The organism is Lactobacillus apis (assembly GCF_002837055.1).
GTDB lineage: Bacteria > Bacillota > Bacilli > Lactobacillales > Lactobacillaceae > Lactobacillus > Lactobacillus apis.
In genome coordinates this window covers 23,466-36,614 of sequence record NZ_PDKP01000004.1, presented here as the reverse complement: position 1 = coordinate 36,614, position 13,149 = coordinate 23,466, and the positions used below count along the sequence as shown (strand labels likewise).

Annotated in this window: 13 protein-coding genes and 1 pseudogene; all 14 read left to right on the top strand. The window is 38.3% G+C overall.

Annotated features, from left to right (window positions below; all coding sequences use genetic code 11):
• Positions 1-66: 66 nt before the first annotated feature.
• The 14 genes and pseudogenes from rbsK (at position 67) to CRG87_RS04760 (ending at position 13,146) form a co-directional block, all read left to right on the top strand.
• On the top strand, positions 67-981 hold the full coding sequence (gene rbsK / locus CRG87_RS04825) for a ribokinase (RefSeq protein WP_074425781.1): 915 nt from the start codon (positions 67-69) through the stop codon (positions 979-981).
• 118 nt (positions 982-1,099) lie between these two features.
• Positions 1,100-2,008: an L-lactate dehydrogenase gene (locus CRG87_RS04820; protein ID WP_074425780.1), complete on the top strand. Its 909-nt coding sequence runs from the start codon at positions 1,100-1,102 to the stop codon at positions 2,006-2,008.
• Between the two features lie 388 nt (positions 2,009-2,396).
• Entirely contained in the window at positions 2,397-3,056 is a 660-nt protein-coding gene (locus CRG87_RS04815; RefSeq protein ID WP_074425779.1) for an amino acid ABC transporter permease, read from the top strand.
• Positions 3,037-3,714 carry an amino acid ABC transporter permease gene (locus CRG87_RS04810; protein ID WP_074425778.1) on the top strand — a complete coding sequence of 226 codons (678 nt, stop codon included), beginning with the start codon at positions 3,037-3,039 and terminating at the stop codon, positions 3,712-3,714. The genes CRG87_RS04815 and CRG87_RS04810 overlap by 20 nt, the downstream gene beginning before the upstream one ends.
• A 5-nt stretch (positions 3,715-3,719) precedes the next feature.
• Entirely contained in the window at positions 3,720-4,460 is a 741-nt protein-coding gene (locus CRG87_RS04805; RefSeq protein ID WP_074425777.1) for an amino acid ABC transporter ATP-binding protein, read from the top strand.
• A 9-nt stretch (positions 4,461-4,469) separates the two neighbouring features.
• Entirely contained in the window at positions 4,470-5,315 is an 846-nt protein-coding gene (locus tag CRG87_RS04800) for a transporter substrate-binding domain-containing protein (RefSeq protein ID WP_074425776.1), read from the top strand.
• Positions 5,316-5,430: 115 nt separating this feature from the next.
• Positions 5,431-5,676, top strand: coding sequence for a type B 50S ribosomal protein L31 (locus tag CRG87_RS04795; RefSeq protein ID WP_046307648.1), 246 nt, complete (start codon positions 5,431-5,433; stop codon positions 5,674-5,676).
• A 130-nt stretch (positions 5,677-5,806) separates the two neighbouring features.
• On the top strand, positions 5,807-7,174 hold the full coding sequence (locus CRG87_RS04790) for a UDP-N-acetylmuramoyl-tripeptide--D-alanyl-D-alanine ligase (protein WP_074425775.1): 1,368 nt from the start codon (positions 5,807-5,809) through the stop codon (positions 7,172-7,174).
• A gap of 10 nt (positions 7,175-7,184) precedes the next feature.
• Positions 7,185-8,717, top strand: a complete 1,533-nt coding sequence (locus tag CRG87_RS04785) for a DEAD/DEAH box helicase (protein ID WP_074425774.1) — start codon at positions 7,185-7,187, stop codon at positions 8,715-8,717.
• Positions 8,718-8,794: 77 nt separating this feature from the next.
• Positions 8,795-9,148 (top strand): holo-ACP synthase, encoded by a 354-nt coding sequence (acpS, locus tag CRG87_RS04780; protein WP_074425773.1) that lies wholly within the window; start codon positions 8,795-8,797, stop codon positions 9,146-9,148.
• Between the two features lie 2 nt (positions 9,149-9,150).
• A pseudogene (locus CRG87_RS04775) lies at positions 9,151-9,438 on the top strand (alanine racemase); the annotation flags it as partial.
• A gap of 46 nt (positions 9,439-9,484) precedes the next feature.
• Positions 9,485-10,615 (top strand): alanine racemase, encoded by a 1,131-nt coding sequence (gene alr / locus CRG87_RS04770; protein WP_074425772.1) that lies wholly within the window; start codon positions 9,485-9,487, stop codon positions 10,613-10,615.
• 158 nt (positions 10,616-10,773) lie between these two features.
• On the top strand, positions 10,774-11,607 hold the full coding sequence (gene licT, locus CRG87_RS04765) for a BglG family transcription antiterminator LicT (RefSeq protein ID WP_074425771.1): 834 nt from the start codon (positions 10,774-10,776) through the stop codon (positions 11,605-11,607).
• 105 nt (positions 11,608-11,712) lie between these two features.
• Complete coding sequence (locus CRG87_RS04760; RefSeq protein WP_074425770.1) at positions 11,713-13,146, top strand: glycoside hydrolase family 1 protein; 1,434 nt, start codon at positions 11,713-11,715, stop codon at positions 13,144-13,146.
• Positions 13,147-13,149: the final 3 nt, after the last annotated feature.

Below are 13,149 nucleotides of genomic sequence, written 5' to 3'. Positions count from 1 at the left end.
AATTACAGCTTACAAGCTTTTTGAATAACAAAAGATGATTTTCTTTTGATTTGATAAGGAGAAAAAATGAACAAAGTTACAGTAATAGGAAGTATTAACTTAGATACTAATTTACGTGTTGCGCAGATGGCTAAACCAGGTGAGACAATCCATGCCAAGGAGCACTATTCGGCAGCTGGTGGAAAAGGTGCCAACCAAGCAGTAGCTGCTGCGCGTTCTGGTTGTGCTGTTAGTTTTGTTGGTGCCGTTGGCGATGACGCACCGGGTAAGGAAATGCTTGCTTTATTAAAAAAAGAAAACATTAACCTTGATGGTGTTAAGGAAGTTGCTAATGAGTCAACAGGTCAAGCTTTTATTACGGTAGATGATTCTGGTCAAAACTCAATTACCATTTATTCTGGGGCTAACTACGCTTTTGACCAAGAGGATATCAAGCAAAATAGTAATCTGATTGCTGCAAGTGACTTTGTTGTTGCGCAGTTTGAAACACCAATTGAGGCAACAATTCAAGGATTCAAAATCGCGCGTCAGAATAGTGCAAAAACAATCTTAAATCCAGCACCAGCAATTACTGAAATTCCGGCTGAATTATTGCAAGTGACGGATATTATTATCCCTAATGAGACCGAAGCTGCCACTATTACAGGAGTCGAAGTTGTCGATGAAAAAAGTGCTAAAAAAGCAGCTGACAAACTTCATGAATTAGGTGTCTCCGCCGTCATAATTACAATTGGCGACAAGGGTGCATTTTACGATTTTCAAGATAAGCAAGGTCTGATTCCTGCATTCAAAGTAAAAGCAGTTGATACTACAGCAGCCGGTGATACCTTTATTGGTGCGATGACCAGTATCTTAAAACCAGATTTTTCTAATTTAAGTGATGCAATTACATTTGCTAACAAGGCTTCTTCGTTAACGGTTCAAGGTTATGGTGCACAGCCTTCAATTCCAACCAAGGCAGAAGTTGAACAAGTTAAGTAAAATTTCTGATTAATTTAGACGATAAAAAGTTTAATTTAGGCTGAAGAAAAACTATAATTAGCTTTATAAAGATGTATCGCAAAAAGCGATAATAATAATCTAGGAAAGGTTAAAAATTATGTCTACTAAAATTGGAATTATCGGTGATGGCCACGTTGGCTGCACGATTGCACATGAATTAATTATTTCGGGCTTAGTTGATGATTTGGTAATGATTGACGTCAACGAAGGCAAGGTTAATGCCGATGCAGTTGATTTTGAAGATGCAATGGCCAATTTGCCATATCACACAAATGTTGTAGTTAATGATTATGATGCTCTTAAAGATGCAGAAGTTCTTATTAGTACACTAGGAAAGATTTCGCTTGAAACTAAGGGCGACCGTTTCCAAGAGCTTGAATACAATAAGAAGCAATTGCAACCAATTACTGAATCGATTAAAAAGAGTGGTTTTAATGGTATCTTGCTGGTAATTTCCAATCCAGTTGATGCAATTACCAACCTTTATCAACAATTAACAGGCTTACCAAAAGAACATGTTTTGGGAACAGGAACACTTTTGGATACAGCTAGAATGAAGAAAGTCGTAGCTAAAAAATTCAACGTTGATCCAAGATCAATCAGTGGTTTTGCATTGGGTGAGCATGGTAACTCTCAATTTACTGCTTGGTCAACCGTCAAAGTTTTGGAGCAACCAATCACCGAGCTAGCAAAATCAGCTTCTTGGAGTCTTGATGACCTTGAAGATGAAATCAGGACAGGTGGTCAAACAGTATTTATGGGTAAGCACTACACTAATTATGGTGTTTCCGCAGCTGCAGTCAGAATTGTACGTGCAATTTTAACTGATTCACATACTGAACTTCCAGTTTCAAGTTACCAAGAAAAATACGGTACTTATATGTCATATCCAACAATTGTTGGACGTAACGGAATTGAAGCTAAAATTAAGTTAGCGTTAACTCCTGAAGAAGAAGAGTTGCTGGAGCAATCAGCACAGGCAATTAAAGAAAAATCACAAGCTTAAAATTAAGCTAATCAAAAGGCATCCCGTTAGGGGTGCCTTTTTTGCTCTCTGAAGTAACTGATTGATAAAAAATAATTAAAAATGAATGATGCAAATCTGTTGACAAAAAGTAAATATAAGCATAGCATGTGAAGAGTAACAGTTATTACAAAAAAGGAGTACAAACCATGTTTAAACTTGGTGTAAGTAAAACACAATGTCAAAAAGTCTGTTTTGTTAAAAACAATGTGGACAATCTTTTGGCATGCGGATTCTTAAAGTTAATAACTGCTTAATTAAAGAATCGACGTGCCGACGCGGCTCGTGGTTTTTGGTTATTGGAATTAGACAAGACCTATGAAGTCCATGTGGATAAATAGGTCTTTTTTATTTAGAAATGGGGATAGAAATGAACTGGCAAGTTATTAGTCACAGTTTACCAATCTTTGCCCAAGCTTTTAAGCTAACTTTATGGCTTTCGCTTGTTGGTATCTTAGGCTCGCTAATTGTTGGTGCGCTAAGCAGCCTGATACAGTATTTTAAAGTACCAATTTTAAGTCAGCTATTTACAGCTTATGTTGAACTGGCAAGAAATACACCATTGTTAATTCAATTATTTTTCCTGTATTATGCTTTTCCTGTTATTGGCTTGAAAATGTCTGCTACAACTTGTGGCATTATTGGACTGATTTTTCTGGGCGGTGCTTATATGGCAGAAGGCTTCACTGGTGGTTTTAGCGGTGTCAACCAGACCCAAATTGATAATGGTAAGGCATTGGGGATGAATAATTTGCAATTAGCACGTTATGTGGTTTTTCCACAAGGTTTTGCACTGAGTATGCCCGCACTAGCTGCTAACGTCATATTTTTGATTAAGGAAACTTCAATCTTTTCTGTAATTGCTATCCCTGAGTTAACAAATACAGCACTTGACTTAATTGGTATGTATTACCGTTCTAACGAGTACTTGTTTGTTCTCGTTGTTGCTTATGCAATCGTCCTCATTCCAGTTATTTTGCTCTTGAACTTGCTTGAAAGGAGAGTGCGCTATGGAACATTCGGTGATTAATGTCCTCTTTGTAGGAAACAATTTTGCCAGAATCATGCAAGGACTGTGGACATCTGTGTGGATTTCCGTTGATAGTCTAGCTGCTGGTTTAGTTCTGGGGACACTTTTGGGAATTCTAAGAACATTACCTAGTAAGCCATTACGCTTTATTCTAAGGCTTTACCTTGAGTTCTTTAGAATTGTGCCAACAATTGTCCTGCTTTATTTGGTTTATTACATTTTGCCACGCAGTTTCAACATTAGCTGGCCGGCTAGTTGGATGGCGATTCTCGCTTTTGCATTGTGGGTGGCCGCTGAATTTAGTGATATTGTCCGTGGGGCAATCGAATCAGTACCAGTAACGCAAAAAGAATCTGGTTTGGCATTAGGCTTAAGTAAAACGCAGCTTTTCCGCTATGTGTTATTACCACAGGCAGTCCAGTTGGAATTGCCTGCAACGATTAACCTCGCTACGCGGGTAATTAAAACAACTTCACTCTTAATGATGATTAGTATTATGGATGTAATTGCAATTGGCCAGCAAATCATCGAAGCTAATAACCAAAAATATCCGACTGCAGTTTTTTGGATTTATGGTCTGATTTTTATTTTGTACTTTATCATCGATTATCCATTGTCACTTTGGTCTAAAAAGTTGGCAGCTAAAGAGAATAGGTAAGAAAAATGACAGAAGAAATTTTACGAGTAGAAAATTTAAACAAGTTTTATGGCGATCGTCATATTTTACACGATATTAATTTTACGTTGCATCAAGGTGAGGTTCTAACTCTACTTGGTCCATCGGGCTCAGGAAAAAGCACTTTAATCAGATGCCTTAATGGATTGGAAGATTTTAGTAGCGGTGCGGTTTATTTTAAAGGTGAAAAAATCAAGCCAACCGATAAAAATTGGCAAGAGATACGACAAAAAATCGGCATGGTCTTTCAAAGTTATGATTTATTTCCTAACTTAACTGTCATGGAAAACATTTTATTAGCTCCTACTAAGGTACAGAAGCGTGCAAAAGATCAGGTGGCTCAAGAAGCAGAAGGATTATTAAAAGACGTTGGGCTTGAGAAGTATGCGGATTCGTATCCTCGAGAATTGTCTGGGGGACAAAAGCAAAGAATCGCTATTGTGCGCGCCTTAATCATGCACCCAGAGGTAATGTTGCTTGATGAAGTAACTGCTTCACTTGATCCAGAAATGGTGCGCGGCATTTTGCAGATAATGACTAAGTTATCAAAAAAGCACCATATGACCATGATTATTGTGACGCATGAAATGGGCTTTGCGGAACAAATAGCGGACCAAGTCCTATTCCTAGAAGATGGGCGCATTTTAGAAAATACGCCAGGAAAAGCTTTCTTTGCCCAACCGAAAACTGAACGTGCACGCGACTTTTTAGAGAGTATGGATTTTTAAGGAGTTATAATGAAGAAAAATAAACTTAAAAGGCGTATAGCAATTTGGTCAGTTGTAATTGTTGTCTTATTAGTTACCTTTTTTGGCTTCAGGTCCTCATTAAATGACAGTACCGGGGGAAGCGACAGCAGTGTAGTCGCAATAAAAAAGCGTGGCGTTTTGCGTGTAGCGGTTTTTGGTGATTTGCCACCGTATGGTTGGGTAGATGAACATGGTAACCGGCGTGGCTATGACTTACGTTTAGCCCGCAGAATGGCCAAAGATCTTGGTGTAAAAGCAAAGTTTACACAGGTTAACGCTAATAATCGAGTTGATACATTGAATTCTGACAAAGCTGATATTGTGTTGGCCAACTTTACTGTGACACCAGAACGTAAACAAGTGGCTGATTTTGCTAGACCCTATATGAAGGTATCGGTTGGTGTGATTTCACCCAAAAATGCACCAATTACTAATGAGCGTCAATTGAAAAACAAAACGGTTATTGTAAATAAGGGGACTACTGCTGAGAACTATTTTACTGAAAAAGGCGGAGTTCACCTGTTAAAATTTGATTCAAAAACACAACAGTTTAATGCAATTAAGAATAAACGAGCTGCTGCATTAGCGGATGACAATTCATACCTGTATGCGTGGGTTAAACGAAATCCAAGTTATACAGTTGGAATTAAAAACATTGGTCCTAATCAATACATTGCGCCAGCAGTTAAAAAAGGCAATAAATCTCTACTTGATTGGACTAACCAAGAAATCACTAAACTAACAAACCAAGGCTTTTTTGTGACTGATTACAATAAAGAACTGAAGCCTTATTTTGGCAAAGAAGTAAAGCCGAGCGATATTGTTCTTAATTAACAAAAAGCTAGTTTAGTAATATATCTTGAAATTGACTCAAAAAAATGTTATTGTAATAAACGTTAATCGATTAATCTATGGCTTGAAAGAGAGTCATGGCAAAGGAGTAATAAACATGAAACAAGGCATTCACCCAGATTACCAAGAAGTTGTCTTTATGGATTCCGCAACAGGTGCAAAATTTGTTGCTGGTTCAACCTTAAAGTCAAAAGAAACAGTAGATTACGAAGGTAAGACTTACCCATTGATTCGAGTTGAAATTACTTCAGATTCTCACCCATTCTACACAGGCAAGCAAAAGTTTGCTCAAGCAGATGGACGAATCGAAAAGTTCAACAAGAAATATGGTGTCAACAAGTAATATCTTTAATCTGGTGGAAGCAGTCCCATTGGGGCTGCTTTTTTATGTAAGACGTAATTATTATGCTGTAACAATTATGCAGACATAATGTTGGGTTGAGCAAAATTTCTTTTAGGTAGGAGAGTATTAGATGAAAATGCAACTGGCAGAAATTGCCAAAGCAATTAATTCGACTTGTGAAGGTAACGACCAAACTGTTATTACTTCTGTTGCCTTCGACTCAAGAAAAATCTCTGAAGGCGGACTATTCGTGCCGCTAAAAGGCGAACGTGATGGCCATGATTTTATCAATAGTGCAATTAGTAATGGCGCTAGTGCAACTTTGTGGCAAAAAGACCGTCCTAATAAACCTGAAAACATTGCTGTTTTAGAGGTTGACGATCCACTTTTGAGTATGCAACAACTAGCGCAATATTACCTTAACAAGGTAAATCCTACAGTAGTAGCAATTACTGGTTCTAATGGTAAAACTACTACTAAAGATATGACTGCAGCGGTTTTAGCTAAGCGTTTTAATGTCCACAAGACTGACGCCAACTTCAACAATGAAATTGGTGTTCCAATGACTATTTTGGACATGAAACCTAATACAGAGATTTTAGTTCTGGAAATGGGAATGGATCATGCTGGTCAATTACACCAGTTAAGTGAACTAACCCATCCGGATGTAACTGTTATTACCATGATTGGTGAAGCACATATTGAGTATTTAGGTTCGCGTGAAGGCATCGCTGATGCCAAAATGGAGATTACCGATTTCTTGCGTGAAGATGGCGAGCTCATCTATAATGGGGATGAACCACTTTTACGTGAGCGTGCTGAAAAGCTTGAGCAAGCTAAAATTACGTTTGGCTTCGACCAAACTGATAGCGTTTATGCAACTGGCTATCGTAGCTATAAGCATCATGCAACATTTACAGTCAACGACTCTGACAGCCAATTTACTATCCCAATGATTGGTAAACATAATGTTTCAAATGCTCTTTCGGCGCTATGCGTTGGTCGTCATTTTGGTGAAAGTGATGAAGAAATTGCTACCGCATTAGCAAGCTTTACCCCAACAGCTGATCGCATGGAATGGGAAAAAGGCGATGTGGGCGAAGACATCATGAGCGATGTCTATAACTCAAACCCAACAGCGGTTCGCGCAGTTATTTCCAGCTTTGGTCAAATTCAGGTCCCTGAGGGCAGTCGCAGAATTGCCGTTTTAGGTGATATGCTTGAATTAGGCGAAAGATCGGCTGCTTTACATGCTGGACTTGCTGATTGCCTTGATCCGCAAGTGATTAACGAAGTATATTTATTTGGTTCAGAAATGGAAAATTTAGCTGATGTTCTAAAGAACACATATGGACCAGAGAATTTACATTATTATAAAAAAGATCAGATGCAGCGATTGATAGCTGATCTGAGAAATGATATTAAGCCGCACGACATTGTTGTTCTGAAGGGATCACATGGGATGCACCTTGAAAAAGTAGTAAAGCGGCTTAGATAAGGAGAACTTAGTGAAATTTTCAGAATTAGGATTAAATGACGAGCTTTTAAAAGCAATTAAACGTTCAGGCTTTGAAGAAGCAACGCCAATCCAGGAACAGACAATTCCTCTTGCCTTAGCGGGTAAAGACGTAATTGGTCAAGCGCAAACAGGGACAGGTAAAACTGCAGCATTTGCTTTGCCAATTTTACAAAATTTAGATAAACACAATAAAACTATTCAAGCGTTGATTATCGAACCAACACGTGAATTAGCTATTCAAACCCAGGAGGAGCTTTTCCGCTTGGGTCGTGATGAAAAAGCACGTGTTCAAGTAGTTTATGGTGGTGCAGACATTGGCCGCCAAATTCGCTCACTTAAGAACCATGTACCAGCAATTTTGGTTGGTACACCAGGTCGTTTACTTGACCACTTAAAGCGTAAGACAATCAACTTGGAAGGTGTCAACACAATTGTACTTGATGAAGCTGACGAAATGCTAGACATGGGCTTCATTCAAGATATTGAAAGCATTTTGAGTTACGTGAAGAATCGCAGTCAAACCTTGCTTTTCAGTGCCACAATGCCAAAACCAATTTTGCGCATTAGTGAAAAGTTCATGCATGATCCAGAGATTGTACGGATTAAGACAAAAGAATTAACTGCTGATTTAATTGATCAATACTACGTTCGTTGTAAGGACGCAGAAAAATTCAATATCATGTGTCGGTTAATTGACGTTGAAAGCCCAGATTTGGCGGTTATCTTTGTTCGAACTAAGAGAAGAGTTGACGAAGTTACTCGCGGTTTGCAAGCACGTGGCTATAATGCTGCCGGCATTCACGGTGACTTGTCACAAGCACGTCGAATCAGTGTCTTGAAGCGATTCCGTGCAGGAAAATTAGATATTTTAGTTGCTACTGATGTTGCAGCACGTGGGCTTGATATCTCAGGTGTTACTCACGTTTACAACTATGATATCCCTCAAGATCCAGATTCATATGTTCACCGTATTGGTCGTACAGGTCGTGCTGGTCAAAATGGTAGTTCAATTACTTTTGTTACTCCAAACGAACTTGGCTACATGCGCACAATTGAGCAATTAACTAAGAAAAAGATGACTCCACTTCGTCCACCTTCAGATGATCAAGCGCTTCGTGGTCAATTAAAGATTGCTAAGACTAAAATTGAAGACTTGATGAAGGAAGATTTGAGTAAGTACACTGATGACGCTAGTGAGTTACTTGAAAACTATTCAGCCATCGACCTAGTTTCCGCATTTTTGAAGAACCTTTCAAAAGATTCTTCTGATGTTGAAGTAACTATTAGTTCCGAAAAGCCATTGCCATATAAAGGTAGTAACGGTGGTGGTCGCCGCAATGGTGGCGGCAGAGGCCGTGGACATTATGGTCGTGGCGGCGGTCGCGGTGGTAATAGCCGTGGCGGTCACGGTAATTATCGCGGTGGCGATCGTAATCACGGTGGTCATAGCAGTTACCGCGGTGGCCGTTCAAACCGCTCAGGTAGTGGTCATGATTTCGTAATTAAAAACAAAAAAGATTAACGTTTTTGCTAAAAAGAGGGTTGTGGTTAAGTGCAACTCTTTTTTGTATTATAATTTTGGCTTAAGAGGTGAGCAAATTGATTTATGGTGTTGGTATTGATGCAGTAGAAGTAGAACGTGTAGCAAAAATAGTTGCTAAAGGTGATGGCTTTGCCAAAAAGGCGCTAACACCAAATGAATTTGCCCAGTATCAAAAAATGTCTGGTAAGCGTAAGGTTGAATACTTAGGTGGTCGCTTTTCAATTAAGGAATCATTTTCCAAGGCAATGGGAACTGGTTTAGGAAAAGACCTTGGCTTACAAGATGTCGAAACACTTTGGGATGAAATTGGTCATCCGATAACAACTTCAACTAAGTTTGAAGGCAAAATTTGGTCAAGTATTACTCATGATAATCATGAAATAGTTACTTTAGTTGTATTGGAGAAATAAAAATGGTACCTGGAATACATCGTCCAGCCGCTGTTTATGTCAATTTAGCAGCGATTAAGCACAATTTAAAAGAAGAACAACAGCAACTCAAACCGGGACAAAAACTATTTGCAGTAATCAAAGCTAATGCATACGGCCATGGAGCAGTTAAAGTGGCTCAAGCTGCAATTGAGGTTGGCATTGACGGCTTTTGTGTGGCAATCTTAGATGAAGCGCTGGAATTGCGTCAGGCGGGCATTAAGGCTCCAATTTTAGTTCTGGGTGTCACACCTACGCAATACGTTTCACTANTGATAATCATGAAATAGTTACTTTAGTTGTATTGGAGAAATAAAAATGGTACCTGGAATACATCGTCCAGCCGCTGTTTATGTCAATTTAGCAGCGATTAAGCACAATTTAAAAGAAGAACAACAGCAACTCAAACCGGGACAAAAACTATTTGCAGTAATCAAAGCTAATGCATACGGCCATGGAGCAGTTAAAGTGGCTCAAGCTGCAATTGAGGTTGGCATTGACGGCTTTTGTGTGGCAATCTTAGATGAAGCGCTGGAATTGCGTCAGGCGGGCATTAAGGCTCCAATTTTAGTTCTGGGTGTCACACCTACGCAATACGTTTCACTAGCTGCCTTACATGATATATCTTTGACCGTTCCGGATTTGGCTTGGCTAAAAGAGGCCAATAAAGAACTTACTGGAGAAGACAATGAGCTGAAAATCCATCTTGCAATTGATTCCGGTATGGGACGCATTGGCTTCAGCGAAGATCAGGATTTTCTTGCAGCCAACGATTTTCTCGTAAACAACCATCACTTTAATGTCGAAGGAATGTATACCCATTTTGCCTCAGCAGATAGTAGCGATGATTCGTATTTTAAAAAGCAGGTTGAGTGCTTTAATCATTTTAAAGGCCTACTTAAGCTTAAACCTAAGTGGATTCACGCAGATAATACGGCTGCAAGCCAGTTCCACCAACAAGTTGAAAGTGATATTGTTCGTTTTGGAATAGGAACCTATGGCCTGAATCCATCGTCTAATCCCGCAAGTCAAGATTTGCCTGTGCGTTTTAAGCTAGAGCCAGCCTTATCTTTTGAAAGTGAATTAGTTCAGGTACATACGGTTCATAAAAATCAGGGCATCAGCTATGGCTCAACTTATGTTACCGATAGTGACCAAATTATTGGTACTGTTCCTGTCGGTTATGCCGACGGTTTTATTAGAAAGTTTCAGGGCTTTACGGTAAAAGTGGGAGATGAGTACTGTCCAATTGTTGGCCGGATTTGTATGGATCAGCTGATGGTACGTTTGCCGCATGAAATGCCAGTAGGAACAAAAGTAATTTTAATTTCAAATGATCCGCAAGCGCCTAATGACATTAAGGCTGCGGCTGATTACGTGGACACCATCCATTATGAGGTTGCTTGTTTACTTGATGACCGTTTACCTCGGATTTATTATGAAAAATAGGCTATAGTGAAAAAAGAGCATTGACATTGTTTTTTGTTTAATGTTATCATCTAGTAAACGGTTTCAGAATAAAAACTGGATTGTTACTGTTAAATCAGGCGATACCACAATGATTTTTGTGGTATTGCCTTTTTTAGTTTAGGGGGAGAGTCAATGCATTGATTATCAAAAAGAAGTTTAATAATAATGTACTCATGACTGATGATAAGGATGGCAAAGAAGTAGTTTTAATAGGTAACGGACTTGCTTTTAATGCACATCCTGGTGATAAAGTTGATACCAGTAAGGTAGAAAAAGTTTTCCATATTGAATCCGGAAATAATACCGAATCATTTGCTGATTTTGTTAGTAAGATTCCCGAATGGGAATTGAATATGGTAGAGGAAATAGTCAACTATGGGGAGCAGATACTAGGAATAAAGTTAAATAAATACTTATATCTTAGCCTTAGTGACCATATTGAAAATGCAATTGAGCGCAACCGTAGCGGTACTAATCTTACCAATCCACTTTTATGGGAAATAAAAGAGCTTTATCCTAAGGAATTTGCAGTAGCTAAGCAGGCACTTAAAATAATCTTTAAGTATACTGATGTTGAGTTACCAGAAGATGAAGCAGGTTTTATTGCACTACATTTTGTGAATACCCAACAAAAGAAGGAAAAGATGAGTCAGACAATGTCGATTCCCAAAATTGTCCGAGACATTCTATCTATTGTTGAGCATCACTTTGGCATTAAACTTGATAAAAAATCGACATCCTATGAGCGATTTTTAGTTCATCTGAAATTTTTTGCTCATCGAGTAGTTGATAATGAAGGTTTTCCTGAGGCACAAATAAAAATGGTAAATCAGCTTGCGCAATCGTGGCCAGATATTTATGAGTGCGTAGAAAAAATAGATCAATACATGCAGGATAAACATCAAATTAAGATTAACGATGATGAGCGCTTATACTTAATGCTACATATTAATCGAGTTATAAAAAAATAGTTTTTAAAGGATTGTTACTGTTAAATCAGGCGATACCTATACTTACTTTTGAAGTTGCAAAAGTGGGTAGGTGTCGCCTTTTTATTTTGAAAGGATTGTAGAAAAATGAAGAATAATACTAAATTCCCTGATGGATTTTTATGGGGTGGAGCAGTTGCAGCTGATCAAATTGAAGGAGCATGCTTTGAAGGTGGAAAAGGATTAACTACGTCAGATATGTTTGTTTATAATCCTGAAGCAGACAATTCTAATTTACATACATCAACGATGACTAAAGAACAAGTGCTCAACGCCATCAACGATCAAGAGGGATATTATCCTAAACGTCATGGAATTGATTTTTATCATACTTATAAAGATGATCTTAAGTACCTTAAAGAAATGGGATTTAAGACATTTCGCTTTTCAATTAACTGGGGAAGAATTTTTCCTAATGGCGATGATGCTGAGCCTAACCAAGCAGGATTAGATTTTTATGATCAGCTAATTGACGAAGTTATTGCTGACGGCATGGAGCCAATTGTCACAATGCTTCATTATGAAATCCCAATTAACATTACTTTGAAGTACGGTGGCTTTAATAATCGTAAAGTAATTGATTTGTTTACTCGATATGGAGAAACACTACTTGAGCATTTTGGACAAAAGGTTCGTTATTGGATTGTAATTAATCAGATTAATTTGTTTCATATTGAGCCTTTCAATTCCACAGGGATATGCATTGATCAGGTTGATAATTTTGAAGAAGCCAAGTTTCAAGCTATTCATAACCAAATGGTTGCAAGCGCAAAAATTGTAAAAAAGGCGCGAGAATTGGATCCAAATATACAGATTGGAACGATGCTTGCTGACTTAACGGCATATCCTGAAGATAGCAATCCTGATAATGTCATACTGGCAATGCATCACAATCAAATGAGTTATTACATGACAGATGTCCAGTTTCGTGGAGAATATCCTGGTTACATCTTGCGTTACTTCAAAGAACATAATTATGATTTAAAAATTACTGCAGAAGATAAAGAAGTATTGCATGAAAATACAATGGACTTTTTAGCTATTTCATATTACTTCTCACAAATGGTTGACGTGAAAAAGAGTACAGACTATCTTGCTACCAGTTCAAACCCATATCTAAAAGATAATCCATGGGGGTGGGCTATTGATCCCAAAGGCTTATATAACTGTATATCGCAGTACTGGGATCGTTATCAAAAGCCAATTATGATTGCTGAAAATGGTTTAGGAATGTATGACAAATTGGAAAATGACACGGTCAACGATGATTACCGAATTGAATATTTGCGTGAGCATTTACAACAACTTAGTGAGTGTATTGCTGATGGTATTGACGTTTTTGCATACTGTGCTTGGGGACCAATAGATTTAGTAAGTTCATCTTCACAAGAAATGGAAAAACGCTATGGCTTTGTTTATGTTGATTATGACAATTGGGGACAAGGTACCGGAAAACGATACCTGAAAAAGTCATTTTCATGGTATAAAAATGTGATTGCAACTAATGGAAGTCAGCTATAGGGA

Coding starts and splice junctions, on each gene's coding strand:
- CRG87_RS04810 (WP_074425778.1), top strand. CDS start 3,037: ATGGAACATTCGGTGATTAATGTCCTCTTTGTAGGAAACAATTTTGCC.
- CRG87_RS04805 (WP_074425777.1), top strand. CDS start 3,720: ATGACAGAAGAAATTTTACGAGTAGAAAATTTAAACAAGTTTTATGGC.
- CRG87_RS04790 (WP_074425775.1), top strand. CDS start 5,807: ATGAAAATGCAACTGGCAGAAATTGCCAAAGCAATTAATTCGACTTGT.
- CRG87_RS04760 (WP_074425770.1), top strand. CDS start 11,713: ATGAAGAATAATACTAAATTCCCTGATGGATTTTTATGGGGTGGAGCA.
- CRG87_RS04795 (WP_046307648.1), top strand. CDS start 5,431: ATGAAACAAGGCATTCACCCAGATTACCAAGAAGTTGTCTTTATGGAT.
- CRG87_RS04815 (WP_074425779.1), top strand. CDS start 2,397: ATGAACTGGCAAGTTATTAGTCACAGTTTACCAATCTTTGCCCAAGCT.
- alr (WP_074425772.1), top strand. CDS start 9,485: ATGGTACCTGGAATACATCGTCCAGCCGCTGTTTATGTCAATTTAGCA.
- CRG87_RS04820 (WP_074425780.1), top strand. CDS start 1,100: ATGTCTACTAAAATTGGAATTATCGGTGATGGCCACGTTGGCTGCACG.
- rbsK (WP_074425781.1), top strand. CDS start 67: ATGAACAAAGTTACAGTAATAGGAAGTATTAACTTAGATACTAATTTA.
- CRG87_RS04800 (WP_074425776.1), top strand. CDS start 4,470: ATGAAGAAAAATAAACTTAAAAGGCGTATAGCAATTTGGTCAGTTGTA.